Here is a 19355-nt window from a genome sequence, read left to right as displayed (position 1 = left end):
CTCTAGCGTTTACCCAACACAGAATGGGGGTCAACTGGCTTCCCATTCTTACGAAGTTCGAAGTGCAGCTTGACAATGTCCGTACCCGAGTCTCCTTTGCGGGCGATCAACTGTCCAGCTTTAACGTCCTGCCCTTCTGCGACCTCGATACTGTCGTTGTGACCATAGGCACTTAAAAACGTATCGTCGTGCTTAACAATTAACAACAAACCGTACCCAGCGATACCGGTTCCAGCATAGACCACTCGTCCCGATGCGACCGCGACAATCGGGTCACCACGCTGACCGCCAATATCAATACCCTTGTGAACAGAACCCGAGTAATTTCTTACAACACTACCTTCAGAGGGCCAGCGCCAACGACCATTAAAGGTGGGTAAGGGCTTTTCTGGCACCGAGACACGTGGTGTTTTAACCGTATTCGTCGCGCCCGCACTACTCTGGACCACCGCTGCCTTCGGTGTACTTACCTTAGCAGAAGCCACAGAAGATGAGGGTTGGCTCGGGCGCTGATATGGGGCTTTGAACACCAGCTTCTGACCTGGGTAGATTGTGTAAGGTGCTGCAATATTGTTAATTTTGGCAAGCTCTTGGTAGTCCATACCGTAGCGCCACGCAATTTTAAACAAAGTATCGCCCGCCACCACATGATAACGTGCAGGCGGTTGGGAGTTGGGTATAACGCGATACTCGACCGGCGCACGCGATGTCGCACACGCGGTTAAAATTAAGACCAACAACAGCAACGCGCCTCGCCATCGAAGGGCACGCCAACCAATAGCGGCCTTATGACAAGCCGTGCTCATGACCCCAACGCGATTGCAGCAACGTAACCAACGCGATTCCCAATGCGGCGCAACACAGGCACAGCAAAATATTCGGTTCTCCCGCCGTATAACTCCACGGAGATACCGGGCCACCCTCAGATTCGCGCCAGGGCCATACCATCACCAACGAACCCCATAAAAAGCCGGTTAAGACCGCAACCGTAGAGGGTCGTTTGTGCTCGAGCAAATAAGTAAGCACTCGACTAAAACTGGTAATTCCCGCCGCCGCTCCTAGCATGAACAGGGCTATCGACACGAATTCGAGTTGCTTTAAAGCGCCAAGCACGGGTTGATACATACCAATCAGTAACAATAATAAGGACCCCGACACACCCGGTAATATCATGGCACAAATTGCCACAAAACCGGCGCCAAAGAACATCCAAGGAGCGGCCGCAATATCGGCTGGCACCCAAAAAACAAAGCTCGCCGCAAACACAGCGGCCAAGAACGATAGGACAAAGCTGGCCAAATTATAGCCGCCCACTTGTCGCTGTAACACCAAGGCTGACGCCGCAATTAAGCCAAAAAAGAACGACCACAGCGGCAGAGGGTGATGCACCATTGTCCACAAAATTAATTGTGCAAGGCTGATAATGCTGACACCAATACCTGCGACTAATACCGCTAAAAAACGCCCATTGATGTGTTCCCAAGCCTCTCGCAACTGGCCCCGCAACACCAACCGGGCCGCATAAATATCGATCGAGCTGATACTTCTGAGCAAGGTGTGGTAAATACCGGTGATCAAAGCCATCGTGCCACCCGACACACCCGGAACCACATCGGCCGCGCCCATCAACATGCCTCGCAAAAACACACCTAAATCACTCATCAACGCACAGCACCAGGCAGCAAAGGGACAAAATAAACGGACTCAAGCACTTCGTGAATAAACTCGCCACCCTCGCGTACAACAAGGTGTAGTGCTTGTTTTTCGGAGCCCACTGGCATCACCAAACGACCGCCATCTGCCAGCTGGTCAAGGAGCGCTTGAGGGATGGTATCGCCCGCCGCTGCGACCAAAATACCATCGTAAGGGCCCTTATCGGCCCAACCTAGCATGCCATCGCCATGCTTACACGAGGCATTCCACACCTTCAGCGATCGCAGCCGCTGCTTGGCTTTTAAGAGCAAAGGTTTGATGCGCTCGACGCTAAAGACCTGATCGACCAAGCGCGACAATACGTAAGTCTGAAACCCAGAACCGGTGCCTATTTCCAGCACATTTTTGCGCGGTCCCGCGGCAAGTAAGATTTCTGTCATACGTGCGACGGTTAAGGGTTGACTCAAGGTTTGCTGATAGCCGATCGGCAACGCCGTGTCTTCGTAGGCTCTATGCGCCATGGCTTCATCTAAAAACAAGTGTCTCGGGGCATTACGCATAACTTCTAGTACGTTTAAGTCTTTCACCCCCTGATCGCACAAACGCTGCACTAAACGCTCGCGGGTGCGTTGCGAGGTCATGCCGATGCCTGAAACATCACGCGTATTCATAAGCTCGCCTCAGAGACGATCACCACGGCATGCACAGCAACACCCTCGCCCCTTCCCATCGGGCCCAGCCCCTCTGTAGTCGTGGCCTTGACGCTAACCTGCGTTACCGCAACCTGCATACAGGTCGCCAATGTTTCGCGCATAACATCAATAAAGGGACGTAACTTTGGTGCCTGAGCGATGACGGTTATATCGGCATTGTTAAGCTCATAGCCCAACGAACGCACTTTCGACATCACATCGTGCAAAAATTCGAGGCTGTTACGGCCTTGATGCCGCGCATCAGTGTCGGGATAAAACAAACCGATATCCCCAAGGGCGAGTGATCCCAGCAGTGCATCGCACAGTGCATGAATCAGCACATCGCCATCCGAGTGAGCCTTAAAAGCCTGACTAAAAGGTATATCAACACCACCTAAACGCAGGTGCTCGCCTTCAGTGAAAGCGTGGACATCATAGCCATGCCCAATTCGAATCATTACTGCCTCTCTAACCACAGATTCGCCAAATGAAGATCATCGGGCAAGGTCACTTTAATGTTATAGGCGGGCCCCTCGACAAGACCCACTTCCAATCCCTGAGCCTCGAGCGCGGAGGCCTCATCCGTTATGCTGTGACCAGCCTGTAGACCCGCTCGAAGGGCCGAGCATAGATCTTCAACCTTGGCCATTTGAGGCGTTTGCGCGCCCCATAAACCCTCTCGAGAGACCGTTTGTTCGATCACACCAGCGCTACTCTCGCGCTTAATCGTATCACTAATTGGGCGGGCGAGTATTGCCGCTCGATAGTGCAAGCGGGCACTCCAAAGCACATCAATATCGTGCGTTTGTAACAAGGGACGAGCAGCATCGTGCACCATGACCCAATCGCTATCATCCGCCTGCGACTCAATGTACGCGAGCGCATTCAAAACCGAGTTTACGCGCTCAGAGCCGCCCTCTACCTTCAGAATCTTGGGATGAGTCGCGAAGTCGCTCTCTAAAAACTGACGATCAGAGGCAGACAATGCCACTACGATCTTATAGGTCGTGGGCCAAGACAGAAAGGTCGCCAGGCAATGATCGAGGAGTGAGCGCCCTCTGAGCTTGGTATACTGCTTCGGGAAATCGCCGCCAAAACGCTGACCCACACCTGCCGCAGGAATAACCACCCAGCAGCGTTCAGCGGCCATCGGGTTGCTCCTGATTGAGATCAATCTGGGAGGCGGAGGAATTGGGCTGACCTGCCAAATTCGACGGAGTCTCCGGAAACAGATACAAGGTCTCGCCCCGCTTTATCAAACCAAGATCTTCTCGAGCGCGTTCTTCGATGAGCTCATTAGACGTTTTTAAAGACACGATCTCTTCCAATAGCTCGTTATTTTTTTCTTCTAACCGTGCGTTTTCGCGTTCAAGTTGCGCCAACCGCTGCTTGAGCTCCGCCTGCTCTTGCAACGAACCTTCAGCAAACCATAGGCGGTACTGTAACAAGACCAACAGCAGGCTAAGAACCAGCGCCGCCCATTTCATACTTAAGCGCGAGAAAACTCCGCTCTGCCGCGATACGGAGCTTTACCACCCAACTGAGCTTCGATTCGCAGCAAGCGGTTGTATTTTGCAACGCGGTCAGAACGACAGGCCGAACCCGTTTTGATTTGACCCGCGCCAGTGGCAACGGCCAAGTCCGCAATCGTGGTGTCCTCGGTCTCACCTGAACGGTGCGATATCACTGCCGTAAATCCCGCTTTTTGAGCCATAGCGATAGCGTCAAGCGTTTCTGATAAGGAACCAATTTGGTTAAATTTAATCAAAATCGAGTTGCCGATACTCTGCTCGATACCGCGCTTCAAAATCGCAGTATTAGTCACAAACAAATCGTCACCCACCAGCTGGATTTTGTCACCCAACTGCTTGGTCAAATACGCCCAGCCTTCCCAGTCTGACTCGTCTAAACCATCTTCGATCGACAAAATGGGATGCTTAGCCGCCAAGTCAGCCAAGTAGTCCGCAAAGCCCTCACTCGAGAAGCTCTTATTTTCGCCCGACAGTACGTACTGCCCATCTTTATAAAACTCAGAGGCTGCACAGTCGAGCGCCAAGGTGATATCAGTACCTAATTCATAGCCTGCCGCACTCACTGCCTCGGCAATCACACTTAAAGCCGCTTCATTCGATGGCAGGTTCGGTGCAAAACCCCCTTCGTCACCCACGGCAGTTGATAAACCGCGTGAACTCAGTACTTTTTTCAGGTTGTGAAATACCTCAGCACCCATGCGCAAGGCCTCAGCGAACGAAGTCGCCGATACCGGTTGAATCATGAATTCTTGAATATCGACGTTGTTGTCGGCGTGCTCACCGCCGTTCAAGATATTCATCATGGGTACCGGCATCGTTAAGTTAGTGTTGCCGGCCAAATTGGCAATATGCTGGTATAAGGGCAAGCCTTGAGCTTGTGCCGCGGCTTTAGCTGCCGCTAACGAAACTGCCAAGATCGCGTTAGCGCCAAAAGTGGCTTTGTTATCGGTACCATCAGCTTGAATCATGGCATCGTCGAGCGCACGTTGATCAAGCGCCGACATGCCGACCAACAAATCTGCGATTGGGCCGTTGACGTTGTTAACGGCCGTTAAGACGCCTTTACCTAAGTACCGAGACTTGTCGCCATCTCGCAGCTCCAGTGCTTCTCTGGAACCGGTAGAGGCGCCAGAGGGCGCGCAGGCGGAACCGACCACGCCCGATTCCAAAGTCACCTCAGCCATAACCGTGGGGTTACCACGCGAATCCATAACTTCAAAGGCTTCAATTTGGGTGATTTTCATTAACAGCTCCGTTTACTCAATAATTAATTCGGCTTGCGCTTTGACAACATCATCAACCGCTTTCATTTGCGCCAAGAAAGGCTCCAAAAGCTCAAGCGGCAGGGCGCTGGGACCATCGCACTTGGCTTTGCTGGGATCGGGGTGCGACTCTAAAAACAAGCCCGCTACGCCCAAGGCCATGCCCGCGCGCCCGAGCTCGGCCACTTGATGCCGGCGACCACCCGAGGCCGCGCCACCGGGATCGCGACACTGCAAAGCGTGAGTCACATCAAAAATAAGGGGGGCGTTATTACACTCCCGTTTCATCACACCAAAGCCCAGCATATCGACCACAAGATTGTCGTAACCGAACTGACTGCCGCGCTCACACAACAACAGCTGACCGTTGCCGCATTCAACGAACTTTTCCACGATATTTCGCATCTGGGAGGGGCTGACAAACTGCGGCTTTTTGATGTTAATCACACGCCCTGTCGCAGCCATTGCCTGCACCAGATCCGTCTGACGCGCCAAGAACGCAGGCAACTGTAGGATATCCGCAACTTCCGCAACAGGTGCGGCTTGTTCTGGAGCGTGAATATCGGTGATGACCGGCACACCGAATTCCGCTTTTACCGCCGCGAGTATTCGTAAGCCTTCGTCCATTCCTGGGCCGCGAAATGAATGAATGGATGAACGGTTAGCTTTATCGAAAGAGGCTTTAAATACCACTGGGATATTCAGAGTTTCGCAAACGCGCACATACTCGGCTGCAACCGAAAGCGTAAAGTCCAAATCCTCAATCACATTAATACCGCCTAGCAAAACGAACGGCGCTTCGTTAGAGAAACGAATTTCGCCGAGTTCGACAGCGTTTTGATTCATGGCATTCTCCAGTTAATGCTTACAGCACTATGCTTCCGCGCGCTTTGAGCTCGCATTCAGAGCCGCTTTGATATAGCCCGTAAATAAGGGATGTCCGCCACGAGGTCGCGACGTAAATTCAGGATGGAACTGACACGCAACAAACCAAGGATGGTTGGGAATTTCGATAATCTCGACCAACGAGTGATCGGCCGACCAGCCAACCACTTGCAAGCCTTGTTCGGCCAAACGGTCGAGGTAGGTATTGTTAACCTCGTAGCGATGACGGTGTCGCTCTTCAATTGTTTCAGCACCGTATAGAGCTCGCACTTTAGAGCCCTCGACTAAGTGGCAGGGTTGCGCACCCAAACGCATCGTACCGCCCAAGTCGGAAGCCGCCGACCGCTGCGAGGTGCTGCCATCGGGATTCACCCATTCAGTGATAAGACCGATAACTGGATGGGGCGTACTGGGGTCCATTTCAGTTGAATTGGCATCGTCTAGACCCACAGCATTACGCGCAAACTCGATCATCGCCACATGCATGCCAAGACAAATCCCCAAGAACGGCACCTTGTGCTCGCGTGCATACTGAACGGTTTGAATTTTGCCTTCAAAGCCTCGATCCCCAAAACCACCAGGGACCAAAATGGCGTCAACGCCTTCTAATACGCTGGTGCCTTCGTCTTCAATTTGCTCGGCATCAATGTAATCAACCTCAACCCGTGCCATAGCTTGCAAGCCTGCATGTTTGAGCGCTTCGTTCAACGATTTATAGGCATCGAGTAAATCCATGTATTTGCCTACCATCGCGATACGCACGGTCGGAAGATCTTCTGCAAATTCTCGAGCCAGCACATCATCCCACTCGGACAAATCAGCTGGCGGACACTGCAAACCCAGACGCTCGACGACCACTTGGTCAAGGTGACACTCGTGCAGATGCTTGGGCACCGCGTAGATCGATTCAGCATCTAACAAAGGGATAACGGCGCGCTCTTCCACGTTGGTGAACAATGCGATTTTCTTGCGCGCGCTCTCATCGATTTCGACGGTACAACGGCACAACAGAATATCGGGCTGCAAACCAATAGACCGCAACTCCTTGACCGAGTGTTGCGTGGGTTTGGTTTTAATCTCGCCGGCGGTTGCAATATAGGGCACCAGCGTTAAGTGCATCAGCATCGCTCTGGAAGCCCCGAGCTCTACTCGCATTTGACGGGCTGCTTCCAGGAAGGGCTGGCTTTCGATGTCGCCCACCGTACCACCAATTTCGACCACCGCGACGTCAGCATCGCCTGCACCGAGCAGCACTCTGCGCTTGATCTCGTCAGTGATATGCGGAATAACCTGAACTGTGCCACCCAAATAGTCGCCGCGGCGTTCTTTACGCAAGACCTCAGAGTACACTTTACCCGTCGTAAAGTTGTTTGTTTTACGCATTGTCGTGCGCGTAAAACGCTCGTAGTGCCCCAAGTCCAAGTCCGTTTCGGCACCGTCTTCCGTCACGAAAACCTCGCCGTGCTGGAAGGGACTCATCGTGCCCGGATCGACGTTAATATAGGGATCGAGTTTCAGAAGTGTCACTTTAAGACCACGGGCCTCGAGTATGGCTGCTAACGAAGCCGCAGCAATGCCCTTACCCAAAGAAGAAACCACTCCACCTGTGACGAATACGTATCGCGTCATGACAGCCTTTTTCCTAATAAAAAAGATAGGCACGACCCTTAACGATCACTAGGAACAGGCCCTCGTTGATCTTCAAACGCCGCATCAGAATGGGAAGTCAGATTATCAGAAAGGAGGGGTTAGCTCAATCGAATCTGCTGGTGTTTATTGCGAAACTTGCTGATAGACAAACGGTGATTTTTCGATTAGCTGGTGCTGCCAATCGACCCTCAGCCCCTCAATTGTCGGGTGAATTTGCGCTAACAAGTCGCCATCAACCACCCGATTCAGAACGCTGACCACTTGGTCATCAACACACATCACAACCACTGCGCTGCGCCACCAAGGTGGAACGCGCCACTCGTGCAGCAATTTTGTCAATTTACGACTTGGCTGTTTGCTATGCGTTCGGCAAGATTCGCCTGCAAGCGGCGTACGAGCACTAAACCGCCCCTTTAACGCTGCGGGAAGATTGACCTTAAACAGACCCAAGGCAGACTCTGCGCAAAGTTCGGCACCGGCCTCATACGTTGTAATTCGGGAACCAACATTGGCTGTATCTGAGCAGCAGTAAATACTACCGGCATAGAAACGCAAAGCATAATGACCTGTTTGAAGTATCGGGCCTTGATCATTCCTTACGCCTTGGAGCTGCCGAACAAACTCATCCAACTGAGCTTTCGATGGCCGGTACAGGCTTAGCTCCGCCAACCACGAGCGAATTAAGTCCGCCAGTGCACTGGCGTTTAGCCCCAGAGATACGTCTAATATTGGCTCGCCCGTCAGCGCGCGTTTATTCGGCACCTGCAGAGTGCTTTGTCTGTCCCACAAAGCTTGCAGCAGCTCTATCGAGCGCCCCACCGAAACGGCCGCTTGTGGCCAGCGCGCACGAATCAAAGGTACGAGCTCTTGTCGCAAAAAACCACGATCATATCGTGTATCTAAATTGCTGGGATCGTGCACGTAATCGGGTGCAATCGCTGTCGCAATGTTTACCAAGTCGTTCCGAGCAACGCTTAATAAAGGACGAATGAGCAAACCGGCACCCAAAGACCGCTCGGGCAACATAGACCGCAGACCTTCCGGTCCCGCACCTCGAAAGGCGCGCATCAAAAAGGTTTCTAACTGATCGTCTTGATGATGCGCGGTCATTAGCACATCTTGCTCGCACATGAGGTCTTCAAATGCACGGTACCGAGCGGCTCGTGCAGCCTCTTCAAGACCACCACCGGACTCAATCACTGTGACCGTTCTGCCGTCGAACTCAAAGGCTAGCCGCCGAGAGACCCGCTCAACCAGAACACCCCAATCTGCGCTGTCTGGATGCAAACCATGATCGATGTAAATAACGGTTACCGGGGGTATATCGTGCGCGTCACCAAGGGCACGCACGAAAGCCATCAGGGCGACGGAATCGGCACCACCGCTGACACCCAAGAGCCAACGTGGCGCGTCAATATAGTCCAGTAAAAACTGCTCGACGTGCGGGTACTTGCCTAACACGCCCATGTCGAGCACACAGTGGCACTAATTACCAATGGACAGCAAGCGATCGTAGCGAGCTGTCAGCAAGTCGTCTAGAGACTGAGATTTCAAGCGCGCTAGCTCGGTCTCGACATGAGATTTAATTCGGCTCGCCATACCATCGATATCTCGATGCGCCCCTCCCATAGGCTCGGGAATCGTTGCATCGACAATGCCCAAATCCTGCAGAACAGAGGACGTCACCCCCATGGCCGCTGCCGCATCGGGCGCGAATTCTGAGCTTTTCCAGATGATGTTGGCGCACCCTTCAGGAGAGATCACAAAATAGGTCGAATATTGCAGCATCGCCAAGTGGTCGCCCACTCCGATTCCCAAGGCACCGCCTGAACTTCCCTCACCAATGACCACGCACACGATCGGCGTTTTTAGGCGCGACATCACGGCCAAGTTTTGCGCAATCGCCTCGCTAATGCCCCGCTCTTCAGAATCAATGCCTGGGTAGGCTCCCGGGGTATCAATCAAAGTCACGACAGGCATTTTGAACCGTTCGGCCATTTCCATGAGTCGCAACGCTTTGCGGTAGCCTTCGGGCTTGGGCATACCAAAATTTCGATAGACTTTATCTTTAACAGAACGCCCTTTTTCTTGCCCAATCACCATGACCGGTTCGTCGTTCAGGCGCGCTACGCCACCAATGATCGCCTTATCGTCACCGAAATGACGATCGCCGTGGAGCTCATCAAATTCAGTAAAAATTCTTGGGATATAATCCAGGCTGTATGGACGCTGAGGATGACGAGCAACTTTAACAATGTCCCACGGGCTCAGATTAGCGTAAATTTTCTCGGTAAGCTTGGAGCTTTTGCCACGCAGTGTTTGGATTTCTTCCGCAATATCGATCCCGTCACCGGCGCCTACCAATTGCAGCTCCTCGATCTTAGCCTCGAGCTCAGCGATAGGTTGTTCGAAATCCAAATAATTCGGGTTCATTAAGCGACTGTCCTGACAAAAAACGCTAGTTTACAAAACTTTGCCGCCCCAAGCCATCGCTGATACTGCATCCAGTGAATCGGTTAAGCACCCACCAACGCAATCATGACTCCAGCCGCTACAGCTGATCCAATAACACCCGCCACATTCGGACCCATCGCATGCATCAGCAAAAAGTTTTGCGGATCGGCCTCAAGCCCTAATTTATTCGAGACGCGCGCTGCCATAGGTACGGCGGATACGCCCGCAGATCCGATCAATGGATTCACTTTTTGCTTGGAGAACAGATTCAGACATTTAGCCATCAAAATACCGGCCGCCGTACCAATCGAAAAGGCAACAATACCCAGAGCGAGAATACCAAGCGTGTTCACATCTAAAAATTTGTCGGCCACCAGCTTGGCGCCTACCGACAAACCCAAAAAGATCGTGGTGATGTTAATCAAGGCGTTCTGGGCTGTATCTGACAACCGATCAACTACCCCGCTCTCTCGCATTAAATTACCCAAGCAGAACATACCTAACAAAGGCGCGGCGTCTGGCAACAACAGTGCAACCAAGACCAGAAGTATGATCGGGAATAGCACTTTTTCCCGGCGCGATACGTCGCGCAATTGACTCATGACAATTTTGCGCTCATCTACTGTTGTCAGTGCTCGCATAATCGGCGGCTGAATCAATGGCACAAGGGCCATATAAGAATAGGCTGCCACCGCAATAGCGCCCAACAAATCCGGCGCTAGGATACTTGAAACATAAATCGCGGTCGGACCATCAGCGCCGCCGATAATGCCAATCGCTGCAGCGTCAGCCAAACTAAAGTCCATCAGACCGAGCGCACTTAAACCCACAGCACCTAACACCGTGGCAAAAATTCCGAACTGTGCCGCAGCGCCTAAAATGAGGGTTTTAGGGTTGGCCAGCAAGGGGCCAAAATCGGTCATAGCACCCACACCCATAAAAATGACTAAGGGGGCTATACCCGAGCCAATAGCCACCGAGTAAAACTGATACAGCATGCCATCGCTAAATCCCGCGGCATGAGCATAGCTCTCGGCCAACAGGCGATCCGCGGGAGCAAGCCCTTCAAGAAGATGAAGAAGCGCCTTACCCGACAGATTATCCACACCTGCGAGCAGATTAAGCTGGTCAAGCAAGGTGGCCGATCCAAAGTGCACGGCGTTCTCAAGCACAGGTGATGCCAAACCGGCCCCGGGAATATTCGCAAGAACACCGCCGAAACCAATGGGCAAAAGCAAAAGGGGTTCAAAACCTTTGTTTATCGCGAGGTACAACAACAGTAAACAAACGGCAATCATAACGACTTGCCCCATTTCCGCTTGGGCCAACCCAGACGATGACCACAGCAATAGCAGCTTTTCCATTTAACCGATCACCATCAAATTCAAGCCGATGGCAACAAAATCGCCGGCCGTGACATCAATCGAATTAACGATACCGTCGGCCGGAGCGCGAATTTCGGTTTCCATTTTCATGGCTTCCAAAATTAACACCACATCCCCTTGTGAGACTCTGTCACCCACACGCACGGGAACACGCACAATGGTGCCCGCTAATGGCGCAACAATTGAAGCTCCCGTGGTTGGCGTGCGGACAGCACCTGCGGTAGCAGGTTCTGGGGCGGAAGCGCGCTCCACGATCGCACCGAGCTCGCCACTGGGCGCAACTTGAACGCTATATACTTTACCGTTGACGGCAACATCATAAACCTCAGTGCCACCCGCACTGGGCGCGCTAACCGCACCCGCTTTGGGCTCAGCACGATTTTTGGGGTGCGGTTCAAATGCCGACGTATCTCCGCGGTTCTGAAGAAATTTAAGACCCACCTGTGGGAACAAGGCGTAGGTCAACACATCGTCAATTGTATTGTCGGCGTTAAGCCCAATACCCTGCTCTGCTGCCAGCTGCTCGAGCTCTTTTGTAAGCGTTTGCAGTTCTGGGGCTAACAAATCTGCTGGCCGGCAGGTGATGGGTTCAGCACCTTCGAGCACGCGCGCCTGCAACTCGGCATTCACCGCAGCGGGCGTGGCACCATACTCGCCTTTAAGCACGCCTGCCGTTTCGCGCGAAATCGACTTGTAGCGCTCCCCAGACAACACATTCATAACCGCCTGTGTACCAACAATTTGCGAGGTGGGGGTCACCAGGGGAATGTAGCCTAAATCTTCTCGCACACTCGGGATTTCCTCCAGTACCTCGTCTAAACGATCGACCGCACCCTGCTCACGCAGTTGATTTTCCATATTGGTGAGCATGCCACCGGGGACTTGGGCGACCAAGATGCGTGAATCAACCCCACGCAGTGAGCCCTCAAACTCAGCATATTGCTTGCGAACTTTGCGAAAATAGGCTGCGATCGATTCTAGCAAGCCAATATCTAAACCTGTATCACGGTCCGTGCCTTGCAAAATTGACACCACTGATTCAGTAGGAGAATGACCGTAGGTCATCGACATTGAAGAAATCGCCGTATCGACGTTATCAATACCCGCCTCGACGCACTTTAAGATAGTCGCTGTCGACAAACCGGTTGTTGCGTGGCATTGCATATGAATTGGGATCTCGCAGCTAGACTTCAAGCGGGACACCAATTCGAAACCCTCGTAAGGTCGTAGCAAGCCAGCCATGTCCTTAATCGCAATCGAGTCTGCGCCCATATCCTCAAGGCGCTTACCCATATCGACCCACATATCCAATGTGTGCACAGGGCTTAGGGTATAAGACAGCGTACCTTGGGCATGCTTGCCCACCCGTTTGACCGCCGCCATGGCCGTTTGCAGGTTGCGCACATCATTCATGGCGTCAAACACTCGGAACACGTCAACACCATTAATGGCTGCACGCTCAACAAACGCGTCAACGACATCGTCTGCATAATGCCGGTAACCCAATATATTTTGACCGCGCAAGAGCATTTGTTGAGGCGTGTTGGGCATGGCTTTTTTCAGTTCTCTGATGCGTTCCCAGGGATCTTCACCCAAATAACGGATGCAGGCATCAAACGTTGCACCGCCCCAGGTCTCAACCGACCAAAAACCGACTTTATCCAACTCGCTGGCTATAGGCAGCATATCCTCCAAACGGAATCGGGTCGCCAACAGCGATTGGTGGGCGTCTCGAAGAACGACGTCGGTAATACCCAAGGGCGTTTTAGTCAATGGAAACTCTCCTCTTTGTGGTCGCTGCAGCTGATCACTTGGACGCTATGTGCGATCGCGATAACGTTTTACCGCCGCAGCGATTGCAGCGACGGTCTCTTCATTTGGGCTCGCACCAGATGCCGCCGTTGAAGTAGAGACTGCCTTAGCTGATTGAGTGGGGGATAAATTCACGAACCATGCCAATGCTCGCATAGCAAGCACCAGCAGCAATAAAAACAGCACGACCGTCGTCATGCCATACACCATCAGGGTCAGTCCTTGACTGATTAAAGGATCCATAAACTCCACCGAACGTAAGTATTGAGCTATCATAGCGCAGCACCCCGCGATTTTGCATTCATCTTTGTTCATAAGTGGTATTCAGGAAAGTTTGTCCGTGTCACCGCTAACCCTCATGCTGGCCCCCATGGAAGGTGTTATAGACCACACCATGCGAGCACTCTTAACGCGACTGGGCCCTTACCAGCGCTGCGTGACCGAGTTCTTGCGGGTCACCGACAAGCTCTTACCTGAGCGTGTTTTTTATAAGATCTGCCCAGAACTTAAACAGGCGGGCGTAACGTCAAATAACACGCCAGTGTATCTCCAACTTTTGGGCAGCAATCCGCAAATACTGGCCAAAAACGCCATACGAGCGGTTGATCTGGGAGCTAAAGGCATCGACTTAAATTTTGGTTGCCCAGCCAAAACTGTCAACAAGTCAAAGGGTGGTGCGTCGCTATTGCAAACGCCCGACCTTGTCGGTGACATCGTTGCCTGCGTGCGCGACCAAGTACCTTGCAACATACCCGTCACCGCCAAAATTCGATTGGGCTTTTCCGACGACACGCTCTTCGAGACCCTAATGCGACGACTAGATAGGGCAGCTCCCACCGAGATTACAGTGCACGCGCGGACCAAAGTGCAGGGTTACAAACCGCCAGCGCACTGGCACCGCATTAACGAAGTTAAGTCACTCACCAACATCCCGATTGTCGCTAATGGTGAAGTTTGGAGCACCGCAGACGCCCTGCAATGCGCCAGTGTCTCGGGTTGCGATCGCTTGATGTTAGCGCGTGGCGCCCTAATGCGCCCGGAGCTGGGTCGATTGATTCGACAAGAGCAAAACAATCAACAACAGGAAGTGCTGGTATGGAGCCAAATCGCGGCGCTACTGCTAGAGTTTTTTGAAGCGCAGGGCCATCACTACGACGCCAAATATACGCCAAGCCCGGTCAAGCAATGGCTGGTGTATCTCAAACACTATCACAGTCAAGCTGCGCTGCTATTCGAACAGGTCAAACGCATTAAAGACCCTACAGAATTCGGCGCAGCATTAGAAGCGCACTTACGGTCGACAGACGCGTAGCACGTGCTATATTGACGCCTTTATTAATTACTCATTACTAAAAGGGCACAGAATAATGACCAACGCAGCGTTTGCCACCGAAGACACAGCGTTTTTCGGGCATCCAAAAGGCTTATTTGTGTGTTTCGCAACTGAGTTGTGGGAACGCTTTTCGTTCTACGGCATGAAGTACCTGCTACTGCTGTACTTGACCAAATACCACTTATTTTCGGATGGCGCAGGCCTCGAAGTCCTTGGCGGATACGCTGCGCTTGTGTATGCCATGCCCGTTATCGGTGGCCTGTTGGCTGATCGCTATCTCGGCATGCGTAAGGCTGTCATTTTCGGGGGTATTTTGCTCGTGCTGGGGCACCTAGGCATGGCTTTCGAGGGCGAGCAAGCGCGTATGGTGGCCGGCGAGGTTGTTCAAGACACCCAAGCTCTTCAAATCTTTTATGCGTCCTTAGCCTTAATTGTGATTGGTGTGGGCTTTTTAAAACCGAACATCTCGACCATTGTCGGTCAGCTGTACAGCAAAGAAGACCCGCGTCGCGACGCGGGATTTACCATTTTTTATATGGGTATCAACCTCGGTTCGTTCGTCGCGACCTTGTTGTGTGGTTATCTAGGCGAGACCTACGGGTGGAGTTACGGATTCGGTGCCGCGGGTATCGGCATGTTGTTTGGCTTAGTCACATTTATTCGCGGCCAAAAATATTTACGCGGCCTAGCTGAGCCGCCCAGCGACGAATTGCTAAAAGAAAAGCTTGTGGGTGCATTGTCCCGCGAAAATACCATTTACCTGGGCTCGGTATTTGCGGTCGCCATCGTGTGGCAAATGCTGCAATTCCATGGAGCCGTTGGCACCCTATTGAATACCTTAAGCGTTATTGTGTTGGTCGGACTTTCTTGGTTTATCGCAACCCAGTGTGACGCTGAAGAACGGTCTCGCATGATTGTATTGATCGTGCTAACACTATCGAGCGTGGTATTTTGGGCCTTGTTTGAGCAGAGCGCTGCGTCCATGACCTTATATGCGGATCGCGTTATGGACCGCAGCCTTCTCGGCATGGAATTGACCGCCGCACAATTTGGCTCTTTGAATGCCTTCTTCATCTTTTTGTTCGCACCGGTCTTCGCCCTGCTTTGGGTCTTCTTGGGCAAGCGCGGCATGGAACCCAGCACGCCGGTCAAGTTCGCATTGGGAATCATGCAGGCAGGTTTAGGGTTTGGTGCTCTGGTCATTGGGGCATCCATGCCCGATGAGAGTGGTCGAGTCGCTGCAATCTGGATGGTGCTGGCCTACTTGCTGCACACAACAGGAGAGCTGTGCCTGTCGCCTGTTGGTTTATCTGCAGTCACAAAACTGGCGGTGCACCGAGTGGTCGGCGTGATGATGGGCGCTTGGTTCTTAGCAACCGCATACTCGGAGTTCGTCGCAGCACAGCTTTCGAAGCTCGCCGCAATTGACACGCATGAAGGCGAAGTACTGAGCATTAGCGAGGCTCTGGCATCGTACACAGAACTGTTTCAGTTCCTACTCTGGCTAGGTTTGGGCGCAGGTTTCGCTTTGTTAGTGATAAGTCCCTTACTAAAGAAAGGTATGCGCGGCATACACTAAGCACACCCTAAACCTATGAGCGAAGAACTGTTTGATATCGTCTTCCTTGGTCGAGCCATTGAAGGCTTTGATCAACACGATGTCGAGCAGGCTCTCGCTAAGGTTCTTAAACTAGCACCCGAGAAGGTCAAAGCCCTATTTAACGGCAAAGCGATAACGTTAAAAAAATCGGCTCCGAAGCCGCTAGCATCAAAGCTTTACGTGCAGCTACGAGGCATTGGCGCCGACATTAAGGTTCGGCGCAACGCACCAGCACCAGCACCAGCACCAGCACCAGCACCAGCACCAGCACCAGCACCAGCACCTGCTCCTGCTCCTGCTCCTGCTCCTGCTCCTGCTCCTGCTCACAAAGATTTAACCACTGACACGGAGGAGCAAGGCGGCAAGAGCTGTAAAACAGAGCCAGACGCGATCGCACCGAATCCTTATTTGCTAAAACGCACCGAGGTACAACAAGTCGCTGCCGGAAAAGCGCAACTGCGATCTACCGCAGCAGCCACTGCATTGGTGAGCTTACTACTGTGCGTATTGGGTCTTGTGCTAAGCGCTTACTGGAAACACTGGCCGGCACCTTTACCTCAATTTAATGTCAATGGCGTCGCTTTAGATAACGGCACCTTGCTGCTGACGACGCCCGAACGAGCGGTTGTGCACGACCATGCCGGACTGATACGGTATGACTTTTCACTGCGCGATTTAAACTTAAGCGAGATTCGCGGCAAACCCGCGCTGCTCTCTACCGATCGATTTGCGCTAGCTGGCTCCCGCTGGATCGACACTCCGCACAATACCCAAGAACTTATCGAGGGTACCTTTCTTTGTCAGACAGAGCCCGTAGAGTGCAGGTTCATCGAAAGTCTTAAAGTATTCCCAAAGGCCTTAGACTTGTTTTTTGAGCCCTCATCCGAGCGCTTGTACATCAACCACGGTTCCTACCTGTCGGCTTACAACCCAGATAACGAGCGTTCGCGTAGCACCACCCTTGCCTTGGGTGATGAAACCTTCGCGATGTTCGAAGGTCTGATGTACGCCTCTGACCCCGACGCGCCGGCTCTGCGTGTATTCAGCATTGACGACCGCACGTTTATGCGCGAGCTAGACCAGATTTTGTTTATTGACCCAGCCGATCCTGACCCGTTAACCAGCCGACTAAAAAGTTTTGTGGAAACTCAAAACGGGTGGTGGATCGTTTTGAGCAAACGTGGAAACGACTCCCTGCACAGATTTTCTCCTTTGGGGGAACATCTACAAACCATACCAATCGAGCCCGCTCTTGCAGGCTTGGTGAAATGGCGCGATTCGGTGTTAGCCATCCCAGAACACTCTGGCGCGTTCTTAAAATTTGCCGGTGCGGGCACAGTAGAAGCCTCGTTTAATAATCAGGCTTTACTGGCGCCGAGGCAGGCGCTAGAGGCGGCACACTTTCGTGAACGCAGCTTTCTAACCTTAAGCGCAGCGATTTTATTGGGGATCTTACCGCTGGGCCTCATGATCTTTTTTACTCACAGATGGCTAAACGAACTCGCCAGACACGATACGATGAGCCCCAGCCAAGGTCTGCTCGAACTACCGCCCAGTGCGCGTTGGTACAATCCACAATTTCATTGGCGCAGATTGCTGTACCTAACAGTTGCCGGCGCCGCAGTGTGCTTACTAGCAGTCGTAATTATCCAGCATGTCGATTTGAACTCTCTTGAAACAGCGGCGATAGCACTCATCGCAGTAAGTAGCGCGTTGAGCGGTTTATATGCTCTGACTACGCGTCACGGATTCATTGGCCAAGATGGACCCAATCTTATTTTGGTTAATACGCAAGGATTATGGGAAGCGGGCCGTGAGGCATCTATCCGCTGGTACGGCCCCTATGCTGCTACCCGTCACTTGATCACTTATTTAGGTTGGCAGTGTCATTCTCTGAGCCCGCGGGACCAAATGGGCATATTGAAAAATGCAAAAAGTGTGGGGTCAAAGATTTCTCTCACCGCATTGCTGGCACTGTTGGTTAGGGCCGGCCACCCTCACGCAAATGCAATTATTGCGTGGCTCGTTAGCTTGTATCTGAGTGGACTCTTAGTACTGGCGTCTGTTATCGCCGATAGGATTCGTTGGTAAGTCGGTAATCTGACTGAGTGCCTATCGCGTAACAAGCTTACGTAATAGGAGATCACTATGACATCAGCACTAAAAGCCCAAACTCTGAGCATACCGGCAGAGCTAAGCGCGGAAGCACAACAAGTTAGAGACGCCCTTGTTGCAGCGGGTCTTGAAACCCCAATGACTACTAATAGGCTTTCACGAGACGATAAATACCAGACCATCAAAGATGCTTTCACGCAAATTACCGAGGCTCTGGGGCTTGACCTAAACGACGACAGTCTCGCCGAAACGCCACACCGCATCGCAAAAATGTACGTCGACGAGATTTTCTCTGGCTTAGACTATTCGCAATTCCCAAAAATTTCGGTAATCGATAACAAAATGAATGTTGAAGAAATGGTATGTATTGATGACATCTCGCTCATCAGCACCTGCGAACACCACTTTGTTACGATTGATGGCGTTGCAAAGATTGCTTACATACCAAAAGAAAAAATTATTGGCTTATCGAAGATCAACCGAATTGTTAGATTCTTTGCTCAGCGCCCCCAGGTGCAGGAACGGTTAACTCAGCAGGTATTGGTTGCTCTACAGACCCTATTGCAAACCGACGACGTGGCCGTCACCATGAACGCGACCCACTACTGCGTAAAATCGCGGGGCGTCATGGATGCAAACTCACATACTCGAACAACCGCACTCGGTGGCGTGTTCAAACTTAACCAAGCAACTCGCTGCGAGTTCTTACAAGCATAGAGATCATTACGAGGGTGCTTCGCGCCCTCGCTCATAAACCCAACTAAATCACCGCCCCTCGCTAGCCGCGCACCAGCATCACAATAGCGGTTAAACCTGTTGTCGCTATAATGAACCAACGATAGTTCGTGTCACCAATGCGTTTCACCAACTGAATACCCACCCACGCGCCCAAGCCGATAATCGGAACCATCAAACCATTTACAACAAGCGTATCGACCGTGATGGTTTCCCAAGCGAACATGTGAAACGGTATCTTGAAGAG

Annotated in this window: 18 protein-coding genes and 1 pseudogene; 4 read left to right on the top strand and 15 right to left on the bottom strand. The window is 52.2% G+C overall.

What is annotated here, in order from left to right; genetic code table 11:
- Positions 1-2 precede the first annotated feature (2 nt).
- The 14 genes from ACTF5Z_RS03665 to ACTF5Z_RS03600 form a co-directional block, all read right to left on the bottom strand.
- Positions 3-806 carry a peptidoglycan DD-metalloendopeptidase family protein gene (locus tag ACTF5Z_RS03665; protein ID WP_438984533.1) on the bottom strand — a complete coding sequence of 268 codons (804 nt, stop codon included), beginning with the start codon at positions 804-806 and terminating at the stop codon, positions 3-5.
- Positions 787-1662 carry a DUF368 domain-containing protein gene (locus ACTF5Z_RS03660; protein ID WP_438984532.1) on the bottom strand — a complete coding sequence of 292 codons (876 nt, stop codon included), beginning with the start codon at positions 1660-1662 and terminating at the stop codon, positions 787-789. The genes ACTF5Z_RS03665 and ACTF5Z_RS03660 overlap by 20 nt, the downstream gene beginning before the upstream one ends.
- A complete protein-coding gene (locus tag ACTF5Z_RS03655; RefSeq protein WP_423849619.1) occupies positions 1662-2324 on the bottom strand; it encodes a protein-L-isoaspartate(D-aspartate) O-methyltransferase in 663 nt (220 codons plus the stop codon). The genes ACTF5Z_RS03660 and ACTF5Z_RS03655 overlap by 1 nt, the downstream gene beginning before the upstream one ends.
- Positions 2321-2803 carry a 2-C-methyl-D-erythritol 2,4-cyclodiphosphate synthase gene (gene ispF / locus ACTF5Z_RS03650; RefSeq protein WP_423849620.1) on the bottom strand — a complete coding sequence of 161 codons (483 nt, stop codon included), beginning with the start codon at positions 2801-2803 and terminating at the stop codon, positions 2321-2323. Before ispF ends, ACTF5Z_RS03655 begins: the two co-directional genes overlap by 4 nt.
- Positions 2803-3495 (bottom strand): 2-C-methyl-D-erythritol 4-phosphate cytidylyltransferase, encoded by a 693-nt coding sequence (ispD, locus tag ACTF5Z_RS03645; protein ID WP_438984531.1) that lies wholly within the window; start codon positions 3493-3495, stop codon positions 2803-2805. Before ispD ends, ispF begins: the two co-directional genes overlap by 1 nt.
- The gene (locus ACTF5Z_RS03640; RefSeq protein WP_438984530.1) at positions 3485-3832 is read right to left on the bottom strand and encodes an FtsB family cell division protein; all 348 of its coding nucleotides are present in this window, start codon (positions 3830-3832) and stop codon (positions 3485-3487) included. Before ACTF5Z_RS03640 ends, ispD begins: the two co-directional genes overlap by 11 nt.
- A 2-nt stretch (positions 3833-3834) precedes the next feature.
- Positions 3835-5121 (bottom strand): phosphopyruvate hydratase, encoded by a 1287-nt coding sequence (gene eno, locus ACTF5Z_RS03635; RefSeq protein WP_423849622.1) that lies wholly within the window; start codon positions 5119-5121, stop codon positions 3835-3837.
- 12 nt (positions 5122-5133) lie between these two features.
- Positions 5134-5985, bottom strand: coding sequence for a 3-deoxy-8-phosphooctulonate synthase (kdsA, locus tag ACTF5Z_RS03630; protein WP_438984529.1), 852 nt, complete (start codon positions 5983-5985; stop codon positions 5134-5136).
- 27 nt (positions 5986-6012) lie between these two features.
- Positions 6013-7653, bottom strand: a complete 1641-nt coding sequence (locus ACTF5Z_RS03625) for a CTP synthase (RefSeq protein ID WP_438984528.1) — start codon at positions 7651-7653, stop codon at positions 6013-6015.
- A 144-nt stretch (positions 7654-7797) separates the two neighbouring features.
- Positions 7798-9135: a tRNA lysidine(34) synthetase TilS gene (gene tilS, locus ACTF5Z_RS03620; RefSeq protein WP_438984527.1), complete on the bottom strand. Its 1338-nt coding sequence runs from the start codon at positions 9133-9135 to the stop codon at positions 7798-7800.
- Positions 9136-9159: 24 nt separating this feature from the next.
- A complete protein-coding gene (locus tag ACTF5Z_RS03615) occupies positions 9160-10107 on the bottom strand; it encodes an acetyl-CoA carboxylase carboxyltransferase subunit alpha (protein WP_438984526.1) in 948 nt (315 codons plus the stop codon).
- An 83-nt stretch (positions 10108-10190) separates the two neighbouring features.
- Positions 10191-11492 (bottom strand): sodium ion-translocating decarboxylase subunit beta, encoded by a 1302-nt coding sequence (locus tag ACTF5Z_RS03610; protein ID WP_438984525.1) that lies wholly within the window; start codon positions 11490-11492, stop codon positions 10191-10193.
- Complete coding sequence (gene oadA, locus ACTF5Z_RS03605) at positions 11493-13286, bottom strand: sodium-extruding oxaloacetate decarboxylase subunit alpha (protein WP_438984524.1); 1794 nt, start codon at positions 13284-13286, stop codon at positions 11493-11495.
- A 45-nt stretch (positions 13287-13331) separates the two neighbouring features.
- Positions 13332-13601 carry an OadG family protein gene (locus ACTF5Z_RS03600; protein ID WP_423849629.1) on the bottom strand — a complete coding sequence of 90 codons (270 nt, stop codon included), beginning with the start codon at positions 13599-13601 and terminating at the stop codon, positions 13332-13334.
- Between the two features lie 64 nt (positions 13602-13665).
- On the opposite strand from ACTF5Z_RS03600, the gene ACTF5Z_RS03595 reads away from it, so the two are divergent.
- The 4 genes from ACTF5Z_RS03595 to folE are packed head-to-tail and all read left to right on the top strand — an operon-like array spanning position 13666 to position 19090.
- Positions 13666-14637, top strand: a complete 972-nt coding sequence (locus ACTF5Z_RS03595) for a tRNA dihydrouridine synthase (RefSeq protein WP_438984523.1) — start codon at positions 13666-13668, stop codon at positions 14635-14637.
- Between the two features lie 55 nt (positions 14638-14692).
- On the top strand, positions 14693-16237 hold the full coding sequence (locus ACTF5Z_RS03590) for a peptide MFS transporter (RefSeq protein ID WP_438984522.1): 1545 nt from the start codon (positions 14693-14695) through the stop codon (positions 16235-16237).
- A gap of 15 nt (positions 16238-16252) precedes the next feature.
- Positions 16253-18349 carry a hypothetical protein gene (locus tag ACTF5Z_RS03585; protein ID WP_438984521.1) on the top strand — a complete coding sequence of 699 codons (2097 nt, stop codon included), beginning with the start codon at positions 16253-16255 and terminating at the stop codon, positions 18347-18349.
- Between the two features lie 57 nt (positions 18350-18406).
- Complete coding sequence (gene folE / locus ACTF5Z_RS03580) at positions 18407-19090, top strand: GTP cyclohydrolase I FolE (RefSeq protein ID WP_438984520.1); 684 nt, start codon at positions 18407-18409, stop codon at positions 19088-19090.
- Positions 19091-19151: 61 nt separating this feature from the next.
- On the opposite strand, the pseudogene ACTF5Z_RS03575 reads toward folE, so the two are convergent.
- Positions 19152-19355 (bottom strand): annotated as a pseudogene (locus ACTF5Z_RS03575) (sulfite exporter TauE/SafE family protein); the annotation flags it as partial.

The organism is Aequoribacter sp., assembly GCF_965659035.1.
In the GTDB taxonomy this organism is placed as follows: Bacteria; Pseudomonadota; Gammaproteobacteria; order Pseudomonadales; family Halieaceae; genus Aequoribacter.
This window is presented reverse-complemented; position numbering and strand designations above follow the sequence as displayed.

Excerpts from the sequence above, each read along its gene's own strand:
- ACTF5Z_RS03625 (WP_438984528.1), bottom strand. The coding sequence starts at position 7,653 with ATGACGCGATACGTATTCGTCACAGGTGGAGTGGTTTCTTCTTTGGGT.
- ACTF5Z_RS03585 (WP_438984521.1), top strand. The coding sequence starts at position 16,253 with ATGAGCGAAGAACTGTTTGATATCGTCTTCCTTGGTCGAGCCATTGAA.
- ACTF5Z_RS03600 (WP_423849629.1), bottom strand. The coding sequence starts at position 13,601 with ATGATAGCTCAATACTTACGTTCGGTGGAGTTTATGGATCCTTTAATC.
- ispD (WP_438984531.1), bottom strand. The coding sequence starts at position 3,495 with ATGGCCGCTGAACGCTGCTGGGTGGTTATTCCTGCGGCAGGTGTGGGT.
- ACTF5Z_RS03660 (WP_438984532.1), bottom strand. The coding sequence starts at position 1,662 with ATGAGTGATTTAGGTGTGTTTTTGCGAGGCATGTTGATGGGCGCGGCC.
- ispF (WP_423849620.1), bottom strand. The coding sequence starts at position 2,803 with ATGATTCGAATTGGGCATGGCTATGATGTCCACGCTTTCACTGAAGGC.
- ACTF5Z_RS03640 (WP_438984530.1), bottom strand. The coding sequence starts at position 3,832 with ATGAAATGGGCGGCGCTGGTTCTTAGCCTGCTGTTGGTCTTGTTACAG.
- ACTF5Z_RS03610 (WP_438984525.1), bottom strand. The coding sequence starts at position 11,492 with ATGGAAAAGCTGCTATTGCTGTGGTCATCGTCTGGGTTGGCCCAAGCG.
- ACTF5Z_RS03665 (WP_438984533.1), bottom strand. The coding sequence starts at position 806 with ATGAGCACGGCTTGTCATAAGGCCGCTATTGGTTGGCGTGCCCTTCGA.
- eno (WP_423849622.1), bottom strand. The coding sequence starts at position 5,121 with ATGAAAATCACCCAAATTGAAGCCTTTGAAGTTATGGATTCGCGTGGT.
- ACTF5Z_RS03615 (WP_438984526.1), bottom strand. The coding sequence starts at position 10,107 with ATGAACCCGAATTATTTGGATTTCGAACAACCTATCGCTGAGCTCGAG.
- folE (WP_438984520.1), top strand. The coding sequence starts at position 18,407 with ATGACATCAGCACTAAAAGCCCAAACTCTGAGCATACCGGCAGAGCTA.
- kdsA (WP_438984529.1), bottom strand. The coding sequence starts at position 5,985 with ATGAATCAAAACGCTGTCGAACTCGGCGAAATTCGTTTCTCTAACGAA.
- ACTF5Z_RS03655 (WP_423849619.1), bottom strand. The coding sequence starts at position 2,324 with ATGAATACGCGTGATGTTTCAGGCATCGGCATGACCTCGCAACGCACC.
- ACTF5Z_RS03590 (WP_438984522.1), top strand. The coding sequence starts at position 14,693 with ATGACCAACGCAGCGTTTGCCACCGAAGACACAGCGTTTTTCGGGCAT.